The organism is Natrinema sp. 1APR25-10V2, from assembly GCF_031626495.1.
Lineage (GTDB): Archaea > Halobacteriota > Halobacteria > Halobacteriales > Natrialbaceae > Natrinema.
This window is the reverse complement of record NZ_JAMQOJ010000008.1, coordinates 273,481-293,131: the sequence shown is the minus strand read 5'-3', so window position 1 is coordinate 293,131 and position 19,651 is coordinate 273,481. Positions and strand designations below refer to the sequence as shown.

Annotated in this window: 19 protein-coding genes; 13 read left to right on the top strand and 6 right to left on the bottom strand. The window is 65.7% G+C overall.

Annotated elements, in window-relative coordinates; translation table 11 throughout:
* Positions 1-106: 106 nt before the first annotated feature.
* Positions 107-316, bottom strand: coding sequence for a hypothetical protein (locus NDO75_RS23820; protein WP_310909124.1), 210 nt, complete (start codon positions 314-316; stop codon positions 107-109).
* Between the two features lie 225 nt (positions 317-541).
* On the opposite strand from NDO75_RS23820, the gene NDO75_RS23815 reads away from it, so the two are divergent.
* Positions 542-937: a hypothetical protein gene (locus tag NDO75_RS23815; RefSeq protein WP_310909123.1), complete on the top strand. Its 396-nt coding sequence runs from the start codon at positions 542-544 to the stop codon at positions 935-937.
* A 110-nt stretch (positions 938-1,047) separates the two neighbouring features.
* Here the strand turns inward: NDO75_RS23815 and NDO75_RS23810 are convergent, their stop codons facing one another.
* Positions 1,048-2,037 carry a nucleoside recognition protein gene (locus tag NDO75_RS23810; RefSeq protein WP_310909122.1) on the bottom strand — a complete coding sequence of 330 codons (990 nt, stop codon included), beginning with the start codon at positions 2,035-2,037 and terminating at the stop codon, positions 1,048-1,050.
* Between the two features lie 130 nt (positions 2,038-2,167).
* Between NDO75_RS23810 and NDO75_RS23805 the strand changes: the two genes are divergently transcribed.
* Positions 2,168-2,761, top strand: a complete 594-nt coding sequence (locus tag NDO75_RS23805; RefSeq protein ID WP_310909121.1) for an NAD(P)H-dependent oxidoreductase — start codon at positions 2,168-2,170, stop codon at positions 2,759-2,761.
* 24 nt (positions 2,762-2,785) lie between these two features.
* Here NDO75_RS23805 and NDO75_RS23800 read toward each other — a convergent pair whose 3' ends face one another.
* Positions 2,786-3,430: a hypothetical protein gene (locus NDO75_RS23800; protein WP_310909120.1), complete on the bottom strand. Its 645-nt coding sequence runs from the start codon at positions 3,428-3,430 to the stop codon at positions 2,786-2,788.
* A 470-nt stretch (positions 3,431-3,900) separates the two neighbouring features.
* On the opposite strand from NDO75_RS23800, the gene NDO75_RS23795 reads away from it, so the two are divergent.
* From NDO75_RS23795 to NDO75_RS23770, 6 genes are all read left to right on the top strand, one after another.
* Complete coding sequence (locus NDO75_RS23795) at positions 3,901-4,461, top strand: hypothetical protein (protein ID WP_310909119.1); 561 nt, start codon at positions 3,901-3,903, stop codon at positions 4,459-4,461.
* A gap of 138 nt (positions 4,462-4,599) precedes the next feature.
* Positions 4,600-5,655 carry a site-specific DNA-methyltransferase gene (locus tag NDO75_RS23790; RefSeq protein WP_310909118.1) on the top strand — a complete coding sequence of 352 codons (1,056 nt, stop codon included), beginning with the start codon at positions 4,600-4,602 and terminating at the stop codon, positions 5,653-5,655.
* Positions 5,656-5,763: 108 nt separating this feature from the next.
* Positions 5,764-8,922 carry a PAS domain S-box protein gene (locus NDO75_RS23785; protein ID WP_310909117.1) on the top strand — a complete coding sequence of 1,053 codons (3,159 nt, stop codon included), beginning with the start codon at positions 5,764-5,766 and terminating at the stop codon, positions 8,920-8,922.
* A 146-nt stretch (positions 8,923-9,068) separates the two neighbouring features.
* Complete coding sequence (locus tag NDO75_RS23780; protein ID WP_310909116.1) at positions 9,069-9,332, top strand: HalOD1 output domain-containing protein; 264 nt, start codon at positions 9,069-9,071, stop codon at positions 9,330-9,332.
* A gap of 127 nt (positions 9,333-9,459) precedes the next feature.
* The gene (locus NDO75_RS23775) at positions 9,460-10,341 is read left to right on the top strand and encodes a universal stress protein (RefSeq protein WP_310909115.1); all 882 of its coding nucleotides are present in this window, start codon (positions 9,460-9,462) and stop codon (positions 10,339-10,341) included.
* Positions 10,342-10,468: 127 nt separating this feature from the next.
* A complete protein-coding gene (locus tag NDO75_RS23770; protein WP_310909114.1) occupies positions 10,469-11,884 on the top strand; it encodes an aryl-sulfate sulfotransferase in 1,416 nt (471 codons plus the stop codon).
* 62 nt (positions 11,885-11,946) lie between these two features.
* Here the strand turns inward: NDO75_RS23770 and NDO75_RS23765 are convergent, their stop codons facing one another.
* Positions 11,947-12,468 (bottom strand): VTT domain-containing protein, encoded by a 522-nt coding sequence (locus NDO75_RS23765; protein ID WP_310909113.1) that lies wholly within the window; start codon positions 12,466-12,468, stop codon positions 11,947-11,949.
* A 104-nt stretch (positions 12,469-12,572) separates the two neighbouring features.
* On the opposite strand from NDO75_RS23765, the gene NDO75_RS23760 reads away from it, so the two are divergent.
* Entirely contained in the window at positions 12,573-13,025 is a 453-nt protein-coding gene (locus NDO75_RS23760) for a metal-dependent hydrolase (protein ID WP_310909112.1), read from the top strand.
* Between the two features lie 11 nt (positions 13,026-13,036).
* On the opposite strand, the gene NDO75_RS23755 is transcribed toward NDO75_RS23760, so the two are convergent.
* Positions 13,037-13,525: a metal-dependent hydrolase gene (locus NDO75_RS23755; RefSeq protein WP_310909111.1), complete on the bottom strand. Its 489-nt coding sequence runs from the start codon at positions 13,523-13,525 to the stop codon at positions 13,037-13,039.
* A gap of 75 nt (positions 13,526-13,600) precedes the next feature.
* Positions 13,601-14,620: a flippase-like domain-containing protein gene (locus tag NDO75_RS23750; protein ID WP_310909110.1), complete on the bottom strand. Its 1,020-nt coding sequence runs from the start codon at positions 14,618-14,620 to the stop codon at positions 13,601-13,603.
* A gap of 124 nt (positions 14,621-14,744) precedes the next feature.
* On the opposite strand from NDO75_RS23750, the gene NDO75_RS23745 reads away from it, so the two are divergent.
* The 4 genes from NDO75_RS23745 to NDO75_RS23730 all read left to right on the top strand — a co-directional run bounded on the left by NDO75_RS23745 (position 14,745) and on the right by NDO75_RS23730 (position 19,517).
* A complete protein-coding gene (locus NDO75_RS23745) occupies positions 14,745-16,334 on the top strand; it encodes a sulfatase (RefSeq protein ID WP_310909109.1) in 1,590 nt (529 codons plus the stop codon).
* A 128-nt stretch (positions 16,335-16,462) separates the two neighbouring features.
* Positions 16,463-17,323, top strand: a complete 861-nt coding sequence (locus tag NDO75_RS23740; RefSeq protein ID WP_310909108.1) for a hypothetical protein — start codon at positions 16,463-16,465, stop codon at positions 17,321-17,323.
* A gap of 112 nt (positions 17,324-17,435) precedes the next feature.
* Positions 17,436-18,419: a glycosyltransferase family 4 protein gene (locus NDO75_RS23735; protein ID WP_310909107.1), complete on the top strand. Its 984-nt coding sequence runs from the start codon at positions 17,436-17,438 to the stop codon at positions 18,417-18,419.
* Positions 18,420-19,517, top strand: coding sequence for a glycosyltransferase (locus tag NDO75_RS23730; RefSeq protein WP_310909106.1), 1,098 nt, complete (start codon positions 18,420-18,422; stop codon positions 19,515-19,517).
* Positions 19,518-19,651: the final 134 nt, after the last annotated feature.

The following is a 19,651-nucleotide window of genomic DNA, read 5'->3' as shown; positions in this document are numbered from 1 at the left end:
CTTGCAAGGGCGATCGTATGGCGAACGGTCCGGGCTGCAGCCTTTCGAATTCCGGCACTGCGTCCCCGACTGTGGACGGGCAAAACGTGCGGTGCGCGTGGTCGCCTCACTGCTGTTCCGTATCGGTGGTATTGAACTCGTGCCAGATGCCGACGAGGACGCCGACGAAGAGCAAGACGAGGAGGGCGAGGCCGACGTTCTCCACCCAGCCGCCCGTTCCGGCCACGATGAAGCCGCCGAACCACGCGATAATAAGGGTTCCGAGCCCCGCTACGGCGATGAGCAGTATCATGAGGCGGTCTGTGTATTCTCCCATAGCCGGGTGGTAGGACCTGAGTGGAATAAGCGACCAGCCTGAATTGGCCTGATCCGAGCCGTCGATTGCGCCGCCGCGGGAGACACGCTCGACGTTTTCGTCACATCTGGCATCCGCTGAAGGGGGGCTCTCGATTCGCGTTCGACTGGCTCGAGGGTTCGCGGATTTACCAGATGGAAAACATTGTCGATGCTCTCAAATATCTGGCGCTCGCTACCTTTTAGCATGAGCGGGACACGATCCGCCGACGATGCATCGGTACTGGTCGAACGTGCGGCCGGACTCACTGCCGTGCTGGGGGCGTTCATCATGGTTTCGGCGCCGGTATTCACGATTACCGACTTCATGGGGCTCCAGAACGTCCTCGCCGGTGGCGCGGTCGCGTTCGTCGCTTCGCTCCACGCCTACTGGACCAGCGAGAAGGAACCGAGCATCGTCTTCGCGGTAATTCTCCTGTTGCTCGGCGTCTGGATCGCGGCGGCACCGTTCGTTCTCCCCGTCGACCGCGCGCTGGTGGTCGGGATCAACACTCTCGGTGGGGCGATCATCGCGATCCTGTCGATCGTCAGCGCCTACGGTAGCGTCCGAACGTCGGGTAGCACGACGCCCTCGAGCGCGTAACGCTTACGCGACTCTTTCCTTCCGACCGTCGAGTGTGCGAACGTCGCAGCCTCGAGTCGACCATCGCCCGCCGGTGGTCGACCTGCGCAACGACGACGGAGACGAGCCGCTCAAACGGCGAAGAAGACGGCGATCGCCACGAGAATGAACGCGGCTTTGAGACAGACGTTGACGACGATCACCTTCGACCCGAACGTCGCACCCCAGACGCCGAACTGAAACGGAATGGACCGCTTGACCGTTCCGATCGTCAGCGAGACCAGACTGCCCACGAGCAGCGTGATCACCGCCTCGTCCGGCGTCAACACGTCGCCGATCATGGGTGCGACGGTGATCGCGCCCGTCGTCGGATCGACCAGGGAGACGAGGATTACGGGCACCGCCGCGCTCGGCAGCCCTAGCAGTCCGGCGATCGGTGCCAGCAACGCGCCCGGATCGTCGATGCCGACCGAAGCGAACGCGGCGAGGATCCGCTCGGAGTACGCGAGCGCGACGAACACCGCCGAGTAGACGATCGCCAGCCGGGGGACGATCGATCGGAGCCGCTCGAGCGTACTCTCACCGGCGCTGCGGAGCTTTTCGCGAGTCGGCTGTGGCTCATCGTCGGGCGCCTCCGGTTCGACGTCCCGACGGTCGTACTCGTAACCGCGCAGGAGAACGCCACCGGCCAGGAGGCCGACCAGGGTGATCCCGAGCGAGATGCCGGCCCGCGCGCCGACGTACATGAGCCCCACCTGTAATCCCAGGATCGGGACGAGGACGGGGCCGTAGTAAGTGAAAATGTGCTGGACGAATCCGAAGAACGTGTTGATGACGACGGCGATAAGGGTGGCCCGATCGTCGAGCAGGCCGTCCTCGCGGAACTCCGCGAGCATGCCGTAGCCAGCCGTCACCGAGACCGCGTTCGTGAGGACGGCGGTCCCCACCTCCGGTGGGAGGTTCGCAGGCTCGGTGAGATAGCGGCCGACGCGGGCGACGACCGCGACGAGGCCGAACTCCACTGCGAGATTCGCGAGTCCCACGCCCACACCGATCAGTAGTGAGATCGTCACGACGCGCGGCAGGGCTTCCTCGAGCACGACGGAGACGAGCGACTGCACGCGAATCGGTTCGAATTCCTGTACGATAGGGCCATCGAATGCGGCGAGGCTACGATCGCGGCCGCCTGCGGTCGTGTTAGACACCGTGACTTTCGGACAGCTTTTCCCGCTTCCGCCCGTCCGAACGCCTATGAGCGACAGCGATGTTCACGTCGCCGCACTCTGTGGCAGTCTCCGCGACGGTAGCCACACCCGGACCGCCCTCGAGCGCGCGCTCTCGGCCGCCGAACAGGCTGGAGCGACCACGGAACTGCTCGATCTCCGGGAGTACGAACTGCCGACCTTCGACGCGGATCGGGACCGCGAGGACGCGGGCGAGGCCGACGAGTTGGCGAGGCGCGTGCGCGAAGCCGACACGATTCTCCTCGGCTCGCCGATGTACCACGGCTCGTACGCCTCGCCGCTGAAGACCGCGCTGGACTACTGCGGGTTCGACGAGTTCGAGGACAAAACCGTCGGGCTGCTCGCGGTCTCGGGCGGGGCCTTCCCCGTGACGGCCCTCGAGCACATGCGGTCGGTCTGTCGGGCGCTGAACGCGTGGGTGATCCCCCACGAAGCCGCGATTCCGAACGCCAGCGCTGCCGTCGAGAACGGCGAATTTACCGATCCGAAACTCGAGAAGCGGGTCGCGACGCTGGGTCGGCGGGCGGTACAGTACGCGGCCATCGAGCCGGACCCGGACTCCTTCGAGAGCGATCAGAACGTCGGGGCGGCAGGACGGTAACGGGCCGATCGCGACCCGTGGGGCTCAGGGCTCGAGGATCCGCTGGAACCGACGCTGATGGGCACAGAAGACGAAGAGGCCGAAGACGATGGCGGCGATCTGCAGCGCCTCGATCCGGAAGACGATCGTCGTCGAGCCGAGCGGGAGCGGTGGCGAGGAGACGCCCCAGTCGACGAACCAGGTAGCGACGAGCAGCGTCGACGCGCCGAGGGCCATCAACAGCCCCGGGACGACCGGCGTGAACGCGATTTCGTGGCGAACCGGCTGTCTGAAGACGCGTCGCTCGAGGACGAACTGGCCGGTAAGGACGCACGTCAGGACGGCGGTCGCGACGACGACACCGGGGACGCCGCCGAACAGCTCGGCCACCAACAGCCAGACGACCCAGCCCGCGGTGAGCACGAGGGCGACACCGAGCCGGCGGGGCTGCAGGAGGTCGCCGAGCGTACTGACGGTCGCACCCACGACCCCCGCCCTGAGCAGCGAGCCACAGAAGAGCAGACCGAGGCCGGCGAGTGCGGTCGATGCCGTCGGGTCGCCGACGACGAGGCCGAACCAGAGTCCGACTGCGACCGTCTCCACAGCCGCGGCCGACAGCGCGGCCGTGACGCCCACGACGCGACGGTGGGCCGTTCGGCCGAGCACTCCCGGCTGACGGAGCACGCTCATATCCGATTCCGTTTCGGTGGCATCCCTTTCGTTATGGAACGCATTCTGTCTCGACGAGGGGCGCTCCTCCCGCCGTCGAGACCTTATAGTGCGGAAACAGGTGGTCTGTATCGCGGTCGAACAGCGCCGGCATCGCTCGTCATCGACGGTCGGTCGAATCGAAGTTCGTTATCGGCCACGCAGACGAACGAGGCGATCACAGCGAGCGACCTCGACTCGAGTAGATACCGGTTGAAACGACGGGTCGAATTCCGTCCCGGCTCAGTCGATGCGTTCCGGCGCGCGTGATACGGCCCCTGCCGGACCGTACGTCACGTCGTGCTGTCGGCTGCTGCCCTGGTGGCTATCGGGTAAATATCTCGTTTTGACCGTCACCGGGCCGATTAGTTAGGGAATAACCTGCGGCGATCAGTTGCCGTAGATGGAAACGGTGAATAGAACTATGTATGGCGGTGTGGTCGTGGCGGATTATGCCCGAGATGGAACAACAGGACAAGACGCTGTCGGAGCTTATCGTCAAGGAAGCGGTCGAACGGGGGATGGACTCCCCGATGCGTGACTCGATCCTCGAGGCGGTCGAGGAGTCGGGCGAGTCCGGATCCGGGGGCCGACTCCCGCTCGCGGGGATGCTGTTCGGCCTCGGTGCGGCCGTCGGGTTCCTCGCGGGACGGCAGTCCGAACTCGAGGAGACGTCGATCGAGGACATCGAGGAGCCGGAGATCATCGAGAACGTCCGCGAGACAGCCGAGGAGGCCACCGAGACCGAGGAGGTCGAGGTCGACGTCGAACCGGATTCCGGCTCGCGACTGCCACGGGCCCTGCTCGCGCTGGGCGTCCTCGCGGGCGCCGTTTTCCTCCGGCGTCGCCTCTCGAGCAGCGACGAGGAGGAGTGGGAACCGATCGAGGAGTTCGAGCCGGCGACGGGCGCGGAGGGTGAGGAAGAACTCGGCGAAACAGACGAGGAGGACGTCGAGGACGTCGGGGAGATGGAGGGCGAGCCCGAAGAACTCGGCGACGAGCCCGAGGAGTAACGACACCGTCTGTCGAGCGGTTACACGATACTATCGCCGTCGTATTTCCTGTCCGCTGGCCTGGACAATCCGTCAGACCGGCGTCCGTCGAGACGCTGACGAAGGAGCTAAGGGTGCCACGCCGACAGTGTCCATTCAATGGAGACGACCCACCGCGTGTTCGTCGGTGACTCTCGCGACCTCTCGCGGGTGGCCGACGACTCCGTCGAACTCGTCGTCACGTCCCCGCCGTATCCGATGATCGAGATGTGGGACGACCTTTTCACCGAGCTCGACCCCGCCATCGGCGACGCGCTTGCGTCCGGGGACGGCCGCGGCGCGTTCGAAGCGATGCACGCCCAGCTCGAGGCCGTCTGGGACGAACTCGAGCGGGTGCTGATCGACGGTGGGATCGCCTGCATCAACGTCGGGGATGCGACCCGCTCGGTCGACGGCAGCTTTCGGGTCTACCAGAACCACGCCCGCGTCCTCGAGGCGTTCGAGGAGCGCGGGTTCGAGCCGCTTCCGGACGTTCTCTGGCGCAAGCCGGCCAACAGCGCGGCCAAGTTCATGGGAAGCGGGATGATCCCGCCGAACGCCTACGTCACGCTGGAACACGAGTACGTCCTGATCTTTCGGAAAGGCGGAACGAGCCGCACGTTCGAGCCGCGAGCCGACCGGCGGTACGAAGCGGCCTACTTCTGGGAGGAACGCAACCGCTGGTTCTCGGACGTCTGGACCGACGTGACGGGCGAGCTACAGGCGATCGACATCGTCGACGACGATCTCCGGGAGCGCTCGGCGGCCTACCCGCTCGAGATTCCCTATCGCCTGATCTGTATGTACTCGGCCTACGGCGACACCGTCCTCGATCCCTTCTGGGGGACCGGCACGACCACGCTCGCGGCGATGTGTGCCGGCCGGCACTCCGTGGGCATCGAACTCGAGGACGGACTCCTCGAGCTGTTCGACGACCGCGTCGACGAGATCCCGGCGCTGTCGCGGTCGGTCGGCCGCGCGCGCCTCGAACGCCATCGCTCGTTCGTCGAGCAGCGCCGGGCGGAGGGCGGGTCCCTCGAGTACGAGGCCGATTACTACGAGACGCCGGTCGTGACGAAGATGGAACGCGGGATACGGCTTCGTCGGGTGCAGTCGGTCGACCGGACCGACGACGGCTATCTGGTCGAACACGCGCCGCTGGCGTGTGAGCGATAGCGCTCGACGCCGTGATGCCGACAGCGATGCTCTCTATCTGCGACCGGTTTCGGTCGCTGAAACTGAAACCGACGCGAACTTTTTACCCGTGCCGACCGCAGCAGGGGTATGGTTCGCGGTCTCGAGGAGTCCGAAGCGATGCCAGTGTCTGCACTCGCCGTCGGCTCGTCGGAGTGGATCCGGACGGCGACGGCGGGGCTCGCGGACGGGTCGGCGACCGTGCTCGAACCCGTCTCGACCGCAGCTGAACTGACGGCGGAACGACTCGACGCGGCTGACTGCGTTCTGACGGACGATCGGGACGTGCTCGCGGCCGTCGAGGGGGCATGTCCGATCGTCTACGCCGTCGATCCAGCGGCCGACGAGTCGATCGACCGACTCCGTAGCGACGGTGCCGACGACGTGATCGCAAAGACGACGATCCAGGAACCTCCGTTGCTGGCCCACCGGCTTCGGCAGACGGTTCGATGCGCGTCGGTACAACCGGCAACCGACCGCGATGCGGAGTGGTACCGGACGTTGATCGAACAGTCGTCAGATCTGCTCGTCGTCATCGACGATACCGGCGAAATCACGTACGTCAGTCCGGCCGTCGAACGCGTCGGCGGGTTCGATCGGGATGAGCTGTGCGGCTCGAACATCCTCGACTACGTCCACCCGGACGACGAGGAAACGGTAACCGGCGAGTTCGACGCCGTCCAGTCGGGTGGGCTGGGAACGACGCGGACCGTCGAGTACACGTGCCAGCACGGAGACGGCTCCTGGTACGTTCACAAGGCCGCACTGACGAACCGGCTCGACGATGGCCTCGTCGACGGCGTCATCGCCTCTATTCGGGATATTACCGAGTACCACCGCATCGAACAGGAGCTGACCGAGTCGTTCAAACGGGTAACCGACGCGTTCTACGCTCTCGATCGTGACTGGCGCTTCACGTACGTCAACGATCGTGCGCTCGAGCACCTCGACGTCGAGCGATCGGAGCTGCTCGGGCAGCATATCCTCGACTTCTTCCCCGAAATGAAGGGAACGAAGTTCCAGTCGAAAGCCATCAAAGCGATGGAAGAGCAAGAGCCCCAGACGGTCGAGGCGTACTTCGAGTCCTACGACGTGTGGATCGAAGCGCGGATCTACCCCTCTCCGTCGGGGATTTCCGTCTACTGGCGGGACGTAACCGACCGCATCGAACGCGAACAGAATCTGGCCGAGCGGACAGAGCGGTTACAGACCCTCGTCGAGAACGTCCCCATCGTCATGTTCGTCCTCGACGAGGACGGGACGGTGACGCTCCTCGAGGGGCGCGGACTGCAGAATCTCGGCGTCGACTCCACGGATGCCGTCGGCACGTCGTTTTTCGATATCCTCGACGATTATCCGGAGGTCTGTGCGAACGCGAGGGCGGCGCTCGACGGAGCGCAGGTCCACTCGCAGAGTTACATCGGCGACCACGTCTTCGAGACCTGGTACCGTCCGATCGTCGACGATGGCGAGGTGGACCGCGTAATCGGGGTCGCCAGCGACATCACCGAGCGGGTTCAGTATCAGGAGGCGCTCAACGCCCTCCACGAGGCGACCAGCCACCTGCTATCCGTCGAGTCGAAGCAGGCTGCCTGCGAGTACATCGTCGACGTCGCGACCGACGTCCTCGACCTCGATAGCGTCGTCTACCGGTTCGACGATCGGAACAACGAACTCGAGCCGGCGGCGCACTCGCCGGCCCTCGAGTCGACGTTCGGCTCGCCGCCGCGACTCGGACCGAACGACAGCATCGCCTGGGAGACGTTCGTCACCGGCGACGCGGCTGTCTTCGACGACATCAGAACCAAAGACGCCGTCTACGACGAGGCGACGGCTGCCCGAAGCGGTCTCTACGTCCCACTCGGCGAACACGGCGTCCTCGTTGCGCTCTCGACCGACGCCGGTCGATACGACACGGATACCGTCGAACTCGCACAGTTGTTCGCGACGGCGGCGGAAGCCGCGCTCGATCGGATCGGCCGCACCCGCCGGCTCCACGACCGCGAGCGGGAGCTCAAGCAACAGAACCGCCACCTCGAGCGGCTCAACGACGCCAACGAGGTGCGCCAGGAGATCGAGCAGCTCCTCCTGATGGCCGATTCCCGTGCCGAGATCGAGCGCGGCGTCCCCGAACTCCTCGCCGACCTCGAGGCGTGTTCGCTCGCCTGGATCGGTGAGCCCGATCCGAGCGGCAACCAGTTGCAGCCGCGGTCACACGCCGGGCTCGATCGGGGGTATCTCGACGCGGTGACGGTGACGACGGTCGACGAATCGGCCGCCGAACCGACCGGGCGGGCGGCTCGGACGCGGACGCCGGTCTCCGTCGAGAACATCGCGGAGTCGGTCCACGACGGCGAGTGGCGCGGGACGGCGCTGTCGCGGAACCTCCAGTCGGTGTACGCGGTGCCGCTCGTCTACGACGGGTTCCTCTACGGCGTCCTCTCGATCTACGGCGAGGAGCGAAACGCGTTCGACGAGACGCTCCGGTCGACGCTTTCGGAACTCGGCGAGACGATCGCGTACGCGATCGACGCCGTCAAGCGAAAGAACGCGCTGGTGGGCGACAACCGAACCGAAGTGGAACTCGAGGTTCCGGCCGACGCAACGCTGTGTCGGCTCGCTGCCCATCTCGGCGAGCCCGTGACTTACGAGGGAGCGACGACGCGGGCCGACGGCTCGCAGATCGTCTTCGCCGCGGTCGAAGGGCCGGTCGACGACGTGGCCGGCACCGTCGACCACACGACGATCGAGGGGATCAGCGAACTGTCCACGATCGCCGAGCACGAGGGCGAGACGTTGCTTCAGCTTCGACTGAGCGAGCCGTTTCTGGGGTCGATCGTCGATACGCACGGCGCACTGTTGCGGGAGTTCGTCGCCGACGAAGCGGACGGCCGCGCGATCATCGACGTACCCGACGCGGTCGAAATTCGCGAGGTTCTCTCCGGTATCAACCGGACCGGGCCATCGGTATCGATGGTCGCCCGTCGAGAGCAGGCGACGGCCGACCGCTCGATGCTCGGCGGGCCCGCGCGCAACGCGTTGCTCGAGACGTTCACCGACCGCCAGCGCGAGGTCGTGCAGACGGCCTACCACGGGGGCTTCTTCGAGTGGCCGCGACAGGCGACCGGCGAAGAGATCGCCGACTCGCTGTCGATCTCCTCGCCAGCCTTTCACAAGCACGTTCGGTCCGCAGAGCGGAAACTGTTCGCGGCGCTGTTCGAGGGTTCTGCCGCTGCCGAGGTTAACTGATTAACCCCGGTCCGAATCGGCTGTTACACAGTTAACGATCAGGCTCTTTGCAACAACTCATGAAGGAAGGAGTGACTTCCCACCGAACGTACTGGGGGTACGTAGAATACATGACCGAGATGAGTCCACGATCACCGTCAACAGAGATGGGGGATCACTATACCGTGCAGTACGATCGACTCGACGACGAACCGCTCAGCGTTGCCGTAGCGGACGCCGTCGCAACATTCCGGAACGAGGACGTCACCGAACTCGAACCACTTCATTACTCGATCAACGCCGACGCACTCGAGCGATTGTTCGAACCCCGGCCGAACGGCCTCCGCTCGAGCGGTTCGATAACGTTCGAGTACAGCGACTGTCTGGTTACGATCGCCGCCGACGGCGAGATCCGCGTCGAATCGGCCTGAAGGCGTTACAGCCTGTACTTCGGTCGATACTCATTTCTTCGGCTACGGCTTCCGGAGAGCGGTCGCGCTCGGTCGTCGGTTCGCGTCATCCCACAGACGTAAGCGCCTTGCCGTTGAACGCCGGGGCATGCTCACTCGGATACTCGTTCCGGTAGACGGGAGCGACCCCGCGACGGCGGCCCTGGAACACGCGGTGGACGTCGCCGCCGAAGTGGGGGCCACGATCCACGTGCTCAACGTCGCCAACACGAACGAGCCCAGTCTCACGCGACTCGGCGGCGAGGTCGTCGACGTTCTCGAGCAGGAAGGAAACGAGATCGTCTCGGAGGCCGCCGAACTGACCGAGCGGCGGAACGTTCCGGTCGTAACGGACGTGGTGCAGGGCGATCCGCGGGAGGTACTCGTCGAGTACGCCGCGACCGACGACTTCGATCTCGTCGTGATGGGTGCACACGGTCGGCGCGGGCTCGGCGAGTACGTCCTCGGGAGCGTCACGGACCACGTCGTGAACCGAAGCGACGTGCCGGTGCTGACGGTTCGACCGACCGACGGCGGACGACCGGCCTACCCCTACGCGGACGTGCTGGTCCCGACCGACGGGAGCGATCACGCGACAGCGGCGCTCGAACTGGGTGCGGCGTTCGCCGCCCACCACGGCGCGCGACTCCACCTCCTCTCCGTCGTCGACGAACTCCCCGAGGTGGGCGACGCCGGGTCGGTACAGCTCTCCGAGCAACTCGAGGCGAACGTCCAGGAGATCCTCGACGAGGCAGCGGCAGTCGCCAGGAATGACGGCGTCGACGACGTGTTGACCACGCTCACGACCGGTTCGATGCCGCGAGAGGTCACGTCCTACGCCGATGCCGAGGGGATCGATCTCATCGTGATGGGAACGCACGGCCACACCGGTCTCGACCGTCACCTGCTCGGGAGCTTTACCGAGCGCGTGATCCGAACGGCTCCGGTCCCCGTCCTCACGACGAGACGGGCCGACGAGGCGGACCACTGAAACGGGTCACCGGGTCGGATTGTCTCAGCGACCGTGATGTCGTTAGAAAAAGTACTAGTAGTACGATCCGGAACCGACAAAAGATGATTACCCAGACGGTGCTCACGTATTCGATGGTGATCGATCCGTGAACGCAGAGTCGCTCCCGTCGATCGATCGCGTCCGGTCGGAGATCACGCGAAACCGACTCCGGGCCGCGTTCGCCGTTCTCATTCTCATCTCGGCGGCCGTGGTCGCCAGCGCGGCGGCGTCGGGCGGCCTCTCGACGGCGTCGAAAGAAGACGTCCCGAACGCGCCGCCGACGGAGAATCACACTGTCGTCACCGAATCGGGGCGTGCGGGGACGATCACCGCCTACGCGCCCGACGGCGAGGTCATCTACTACAACAACACGCGCACGAAGTACTTCGATGCCGATCCAGTCGAGGGCGACCCTCTGACCGTCGAATACGCCGCGACGGACACGATCCACACCGAGAAGCCGTACTGTGGTTCGCCGCCGTGTACTCGTAACGTCATCGAGCGCGCCAACCTCACGACCGGCGAGGTCGAGGTGCTCTACGAGCGCTACGATCCCAACGAACTCGCCGCCGAGTGGCACGACGCGGATCGCATCAACGAGACCCACTTCGTCGTCGCCGACATGGTCCACGATCAGGTGTTCATCGTCGACACCGAGACGGAGATCGTCGACTGGCTCTGGGACGCCCAGAGCGACTTCCCGCTCGAGGGCGGCCACGAGTGGCCGCGCGACTGGGCCCACATCAACGACGTCGAGTACATCGAAGAGGGGCAGATGGAGGGCCGAATCATGGTCAGTCTGCGGAATCAGGACCAGGTCGTCTTCCTCGATCAGCAGCAGGGACTGCTCGAGGACTGGACGCTCGGATCCGAAAACGAGTACGACGTCCTGAACGAACAGCACAACCCCGATTACATCCCCGAGAGTCAGGGCGGACCCGCCGTCCTCGTCGCCGACTCCGAGAACGCACAGATCAAAGAGTTCCAGCGCGAAGACGGCGAGTGGAACCAGACCTGGGTGTGGGAGGACGACCGGATTCAGTGGCCACGCGACGCCGACCGACTCCCGAACGGCAACACGCTCATCTCCGACACCCACGGCAACCGCGTGATGGAAGTCAACGAGTCCGGCGCGATCGTCTGGCAGGTCGGGTCGTCGCTACCCTACGAGGCCGAGCGCCTCGAGACCGGCGACGAGAGCACCAGCGGTGAGAGCGCGGCCGCGCTCGGCCTCGAGTCGCGTACGGCCGCCGAAACCGGCGGCGACGGTGGCGGTGGGAGCGACGGGCTGTTCGGCTTCGAACCCCTCGAGTTCCTCGGCGACCTCATCGAGACGATCCTTCCGCATCGGATCTACAACGGCCTCCTCTTCGTGACCCCGGTCTGGATGGGGTCCTCTGAGTTCGCCGCCATCGGCGTCGCGCTGCTGGCCGGGCTGGCGTGGGCCGGCTCGGAGATCCGGTGGCAGCTTCACGACGCCGGCGTCAGGCTTCGCCTCCCGGTCTACCGGCAAGGCGACTGATCGGCTCGAGAACTCGTTTCGTCACCACGAAGCGTCCTTTTGCTCCCGTTCCCCCTCCAAGCTCACGCCAGCAGGTGGCCGCCGAACAGGTAGAGCCCGGCGAGGATCGACTGAAACGACAGCGAGCCGGCGGCCGACAGCGCGACGAACGTCCGGCCGTCCATCTCCGACAGTCCGGCGGGAACGGTCAGCAGGCCGCGAACGAACAGCATCGTGTTACTCACCGGGACGGCGATCGCTCCCCACCGATCGAACCAGCCGTCGAACCGCTCGAGACGCGACTCGGAGATGGGAAACCAGCGCGTCTGCAGGACGTACTCCCGCCCCCCTCGACGGACGACACAGAAGAGACAGAACTGGCCGATCGTCGTGCCGACGACCGCGAGGGCGACGATCGCGACCGCCTTCGAGACCGTCGACCCGATCAGCGCCAGCGCGGCCGGCACGACGAGTTCGCTCGGCATAAACCGCAGGAGCATCGCACCCTCGAGGATACAGATCCCGAAGAACACCGCGAACGCGACCTCCGACGTGAACATCGACTCGAGCCAGGGCGGCGTCCCCTCGAGTTGCAACGGATCCATGCGCCGAGCGTAATCCGTCCTGCCTGTAATTTGTGTTGGTTCGGCGGGCGGAACTGCGAATCGAACCGGAAGGTATGTCAATCAGTTGGGCGAAAGTGCGACCCATGGTACCGGGCCGAATACTGTTTCTCGCGGGCGCGTTCGCGACCCACGCCGTCGTCGGCTACGCGCTGGTCGCCGGCTTCACCGAGGCCGATCCGCGACTCGGGATCGTCTTCGGCCTCCTTCCGGACGCGGACTTCCTCTTCCCGTCGGCCCTCGATTGGCCGTTCGTCCACCGCGGGATCACGCACACGCCGCTGTTCGCGCTAGCGGTCGTCGTCGGGGCCTACGCGGCGACGCGCGATCGAACCCTCGTGGCCGGCGTCGCGCTGGCGATCGGCTCGCACCTCGCGATCGACTCGCTCTCGCCGAAGGGGATCGACTGGTTGTTCCCACTCGAGACGTCGTGGAGTCCCGGGCTGGCGGTTCACAGCCCCGCTGCGACGACGCTGCTCTGGACGGCGGCGATCGGGATCCTCGTCTGGCGGGCCGACGGTCGTCCGGTCGTCGGCTGACGAGTCCGTCCTCAGAGACTCCCAACGGGCCACCCGATCGTTAGCGAAAGCGACGCGGCCAGCGCGCTCGAGCCGACGAGCAACACGGCGCGGTTGATCCGCGCGTTCTTGGATTTGAACAGATCGAAGGTGACGTGTCGCCGCCAGACGGGCGCGAACGGCGTAATTCCCATCGGCGTCACGATGTCGCCTGCGAGATGAGCGAGGACGCCCCACGTACCGACGACGAACCCGAACTGAAACGCCCATGGCGTCGCGGGGGCGGCGAGAGCGGTCCCGCCGCCGGCGGCCAGTCCGACGAGGGCGGCGAACCAGACGGTGTGGGTCGGACCCCGATGCTCGATCAGCGGGAGCCGCTGATCGATATCCGGCACGTTGGCGACGCCGACGGCGAGCAACGCTCCCAGAAGGGCTAGCTCGAGCGACGCGGCGCCGGCGACGACCGGCAGAAACGGGGCGTACAGCAGGGCGTTGAAGCCGGAGTGGCCTTCCTGGTACATCGGTCGCTGCCCGATCGTCGGGGGCCCACGGGGATGACGCTGTTGGACGATTCGGGCGGCGCTGGCGTGCGGGGCTTATCGGACCGCCCGGACGCCGAACGCCGAGACCGACACGCCGCCGATCAACACCGGCATCCAGTAGATCGCGCCGCGGAAGATGAGGACCGCTGCGGTGACCGCCGACGCCGGAACCCCGGTCGTCGGCACGAGCAGGGTGACGAACGCGGCCTCGATTCCGCCGAGACCGCCGGGGAGTGGAGCCGCACCTGCCAGATTCGCGAGCGGGATCACGAACAGCAGGACGTACGGCGCGACGTCGTACCCCAGCGCGGCGAACGCGACCGTGAGCGCCGCCGTCTGGAAGAGCCAGCCACAGAGCGACAGTCCGACGACGGCGGCGAGCCGCCAGCGGTCGGTCGCGACGCGCTCGATGTTCTCGAAGAACCGTCCCAGTCGGTCCCGGAGGTCTTCCTCGAGCGTCTCGGATTCGAATCGCTCGAGGCCGAGCCGGCCGAGCCGGGGGGCGACGACAGCGGGGAGCCGTTCGACGAGTCGGTCGTGATACCGCCAGACGAGCGCCATGACGATCACGATGGCGCTGATCAGCGCGACCGCGGAGCCGACGGCCGTCTCGAGGCGGCTGCCCAGGGCGGCGGTCGTCGCGTAGTAGGCGACGCCGACGAGGATGAGCGAGATCGAGGGGACGACGTTGATGACGTCGACGCTGGCGATGCCGACGAGGCCGGTCTCGTAGCGGGCGTCGGAGACTTTCGAGATGAGCAGCGCCGCGACCGGCTCACCGCCGGCCTGCCCGAACGGGGTGACGTTGTTGGCGAAGACGGCACCGGCGTAGACGAAGAACGACCTGACGACCGGCACGTCGACCCCGAGGGCGGCGAGGACGGTTCGGAGCATTAGGCTCCAGGCGGCCAGCCAGCCGAGCGCGAGAGCGAACGTTCCGGCGACCAACGACGGATCCGCTGACAACAGCGAGTCGACGACGCCGCGGGCACCGACCGCGAAGAACAGGACGGCAAAGACCGCGATCGCCCCGAGGCCCCCGATGATAAATGCGCGCCGGTTTCGCTCGTCCATAACCGGTATCGATCGTCAGCAAACTTGAAACGTCTGATCGACGCTCGCAAGCAGCGGCGTCCGGTAGCGCCGCCTTCGCCACCGTTCAATCGATTTATTGGCGTGGAGCCGAGTGTCGTCAGTAATGGACAGGACCCGTCAGTCGAACGTCCTCTTCGTCGTTCTCGATACGGTCCGGAAGGACCACCTCGGCCCGTACGGCTACGAGCGGGAGACGACGCCCGAACTCTCGCGGTTCGCAGAGGAGGCGACTGTCTTCGAGTCGGCGATCGCCCCTGCGCCGTGGACATTGCCGGTGCACGCTTCGCTTTTCACCGGTCGCTATCCCAGCCAGCACGGGGCCGACCAGGGAAGTCCGTACCTCGAGGACGAGACCACTCTCGCTTCGACGCTGTCGGCGGCCGGCTACGACACGGCGTGTTACTCCTCGAACGCCTGGATCACGCCCTACACCGGGCTCACTGACGGCTTCGACGCGCAGGACTCGTTCTTCGAGGTGTTGCCCGGCGACGTCCTCTCGGGGCCGCTGGCGAGCGCGTGGCAGGCGATCAACGACAACGACTACCTCCGAGATCTGGCGTCGAAGCTCGTCCACCTCGGCGCGATGGCACACTCGAAACTCGCCAGCGGCGACGGGGCGGACTCGAAGACGCCGTCGGTCATCGACCGCACGAAATCGTTCATCGACGACAGCGACAGCGACGAGGGCTGGTTCGCGTTCGTCAACCTGATGGACGCCCACCTGCCGTACTACCCGCCCGAGGAGTACCGCGAGGAGTTCGCCCCCGGCGTCGACCCCAGCGAGGTCTGCCAGAACTCGAAGGAGTTCAATTCGGGCGCGCGCGAGATCGACGACGAGGAGTGGAACGATATTCGCGGCCTGTACGACGCCGAGATCGCCCACATGGACGCCGAACTCGGCCGCCTGTTCGCGTGGCTGCGCGAGACCGGCCAGTGGGAGGACACGACCGTCGTCGTCTGCGCCGACCACGGCGAACTCCACGGCGAACACGACCTCTACGGTCACGAGTTCGCCCTCTACGACCAACTCATCAACGTCCCGCTGCTGGTCAAACACCCCGACCTCGAGGCCGACCGGCGCGACGACCTCGTCGAACTGCTCGACTGCTATCACACGGTGCTGGACGCGACCGGCGTCGACCCCGATGGGGTCGGTACGACGGCCGGTGCGGATGGAGCCGTCGGCCGCGACCCGACGCGTTCGCTGCTCTCGAGCGAGTTCCGCGCGTTCGACGGGACGACCGAGGCGGATCCCGGCCAGCGGGCCGTCCTCGGAAACGGGGAGGCGGACGCGGCCGACGGCGACTACGCGTTCGTCGAGTACGCCCAGCCGGTCATCGAACTCCACCATCTGGAGGAGAAGGCCAGCGAGGCCGGCATCGAACTCCCCGAGGATCACCGGGCGTACTCCCGGCTGCGGGCCGCCCGCAGCTCCGACGCGAAGTACGTCCGCGCGGATCGCATCCCCGACGAGGGCTATCGGCTCGACGAGGACCCAGCCGAGGAGTCGCCAGTCGATCCGGCCGACGACGAAACAGTCGCCGCCACGGAACGGGCACTCGCCCGGTTCGAGGAGGCCGTCGGTGGCGCGTGGGACGACCCCGACGAGCGAGTCGCCGACGCCGACGACGCGTTAGCCGACGCCGACGAGGAGACCCGCGACCGGCTTCGCGAACTCGGCTATCTCGAGTAGCTCCGCGGCTGATCCGATCGCCCAAACTCGGCAGATAGACCCGGATATTAGCCCGATAAGGGCGGTCGCGGTGACTTTCCGGGAACCAATAAGAATACGTAGGTCGACTCGAAAGGAGGCGATAACGAATGCAGGACCAGCGCTTCCTCGAAACTGACTGGGACTACTGCCTGGTGCTGGATGCGTGTCGGTACGACGTGTTCAGCGAGGTGTACGACGAGTACCTCGACGGGACGTTAGAGAAACGTCGAAGCGTCGGCTCGTCGACCCCGGAGTGGGCCTACCGGACGTTCACCGACGAACACGACATCGCGTACTTCTCGAGCAATCCCTTCATCAACGATCTGGGCATCCCACTGAACGAACTCAAGTGGGGGGCTAGTTGTGACTACGAGTGGTCGGCGTCCGACCACATCAGCAACGTCTTCGACGTCTGGAAGAGCGGCTGGGACGACGACCTCGGCACCGTTCCGCCGGACAGCCTCGGGGAGGCGTTCCACGAGCACCAGGACGCCGTCGAAGCGGCCGATCGGACGGTGCTCCACTACATGCAGCCACACGCCCCCTACCTCGCCCGGGGGAAAGGGCAGAAGCTCAAGCAGATCCAGAAGGGGATCAAGAAACAGGAGGAAGCCGAAAAGGAGGGCGACGGCGGTGGCGGCGCGCTCTCGTCGCTCGGCGATACGATCCGACCGAAAGTCGAGAACACGCTCGAGGGGAGCGAACTCGCCCAGAAGGCCGGCCTCTGGCTCGAACTCGATCCGGCCGACCTCGTCAAGAACGGCACGCGCGACGCCGCGATGGCCCTCTACGAGGAGAACCTCCGGATCGCCCTCGAGTCCGTCGCCGACCTGATCCCGGAACTCGACGGGAAAGTAATCGTGACGGCAGACCACGGCGAAGCCTTCGGCGAGGAGGGCGTCTGGGAACACCACATCGAGACCTACATCCCGGCGCTCATGGAGGTGCCGTGGCTCGAAGTCGAGTAACGCCGCGTTCGATCGAGAACGGAGGCGGAGCGAGTACCGAGACGAAAACCGACGGTCGCCGACGGCGCCCAGCGACGCGGTGCGCCCGGTGGTAACGACACGGGAGTCCGGTATGAAGATCAGCCACTACTTCGAACTCGAGGATCACGTCACCGGCGGTATCCGGGAGTCCGTCGTCCACCAGCGGAAGATGCTGGACCGACTGGAGCTTTCGTATACGACCGAGCCGACGCTCGACGCCGACGTGTTCCACTGTAACCTCATGGGGCCGCGGTCGGTGTTTTACGCGAGACGAGCGCGACGACGGGGCGTCCCGGTCGTCGCGCATACGCACGTCACCGCGGAGGACTTCGGGGACAGTTTCCGGTTCACGAACGCCCTCGCAAAGCCGCTCAAGCCGTATCTCGAGCGGGCCTACGGGCTGGCCGACGCCCTCGTCTGTCCCTCGGAGTACAACCGGGGGCTAATCGAGACCTACACCGACGCGCCGACGACGGTCATCTCGAACGGCGTCGACCGCGAGAAACTCGAGGGGTTCGAATCGCTCGAGGACGAGTACCGCGAGCGCTACGATCTCAGCCCGCCGACGGTGTTCCTCGTCGGTCACGTGATCAAGCGGAAGGGACTGGAGACGTTCGTCGAGCTGGCCCGGCGGCTGCCCGACCTCGACTTCGCGTGGTTCGGCCCGCTGGACCTCTCGCTGAAGGGGCGGGAAACGACGGCACTGATCGAGAACTCACCCGACAACTGCACGTTCACCGGCTTCGTCGACGACATTCGCGGCGCGTACGCGGCCGGCGACATCTTCTGTTTCCCGACCCACGAGGAAAACGAGGGGATCGCGCTGCTGGAAGCGATGACCGCCGGCAAGCCGCTTCTCGTCCGCGACATCGAGACGTTCTCGTGGCTCGAGGACGGCACAGACTGCCTGAAGGCGTCCGGATCGGACGTCGACGCGTTCGAGGACGCCCTCGAACGGCTCACGGATTCCGATCTCAGAGCCCGGCTCGGATCGAACGCGGCCGAACGGAGCGAGGAATTCTCGCTCGAGACGGTCGCGAACCGCTATCAGTCGTTGTACGAGGAGGTGGCCTGAATGAAGATCGGATTTTTCACGGACAGTTATTTCCCTGAGATAGATGGCGTAACGTATACGATCAAACTCTGGCGCGAGGAGCTAGAGCGCATGGGTCACGAAGTGTACGTGATCTACCCTGACGGCGACTACGAGCCCGGCGACCGCGAGATTCCCGTCCGGTCGCTGCCGAATCCGTTCTACGCCGGCTACCGCATCCCGCTCACCCGACGGCCGTCGACGCTGCCCGACCTCGACGTCGTTCACTGCCACGGCCCCGCGCCGATCGGCCTGCTCGGACGGTACTACGCCCGGAAACACGACCTCCCGTCGATTTACACCCACCACACGCCCCTCGAGGAGTACTTCCACCAGAACGTCAAATTCGAGTCCGTCGCTACCGCGCTCTCGAAGCTGTACGTCCCCATCGAGAACGCGTTCCTCGAGAGCTTCGACATCGTTACCGCCTCGACCGAACGTATCGAGCGCGACGTCGAACACGTCCAGCTTCCCGTCGGGATCGATATGGACTTCTTCCAGCCGACCGACGAAGACTGGTACCCCGACCGGACCGTGATCGGCTACAGCGGCCGGCTCAGCATGGAGAAAAACGTCAGCGAGATCCTGCGGGTCGCCGAGGAGTGTCCCGAGTACGACTTCGTCATCGTCGGTGACGGCCCCTATCGGGACTGTCTCGAACGCAATGCCCCCGACAACGTCGAAGTCCGGGAGTTTCTCCCCCGCGAGGAGCTTCCCATCTTCTACTCCTCGATCGACACCTTCCTGACTGCCTCGACCGCCGACACACTCGGGCTCTCGACGCTCGAAGCCAACGCCTGCGGGACCCCCGTCGCGGCCGCCGACGTCCCGCCGTTCGATCGGACGATCGGTCCCGACAACGGCGAGCGGTTCGAATACGGGGACCTCGAATCGATGGTCGAGTCGATCGAGACCTGCCTGGTCACCGAGCGCGAGACCAGGGCGGCCGTCGAACGCTACTCCGTGGGGTATACGATGGACCATCTCGAGCAGCTGTACCACGACGTACCGCTCTCGCGAGAGGAAGCCGCCGTCGCGGCCGACAGCCCGTGGCGGTTCTCCGAGGAAGAGCGGAGCTGAGCCCGTCTCTCGGTTCGACGCGTGACTGACACCCGACAGTGGCGCCTCTCGACGAGTAGCGTCGGGTCCAGAAACGCCGTTCGCTGACGCTCTTGTAGCGCCCGTGCACAGTCAGCGACTAATTATATGAGTCG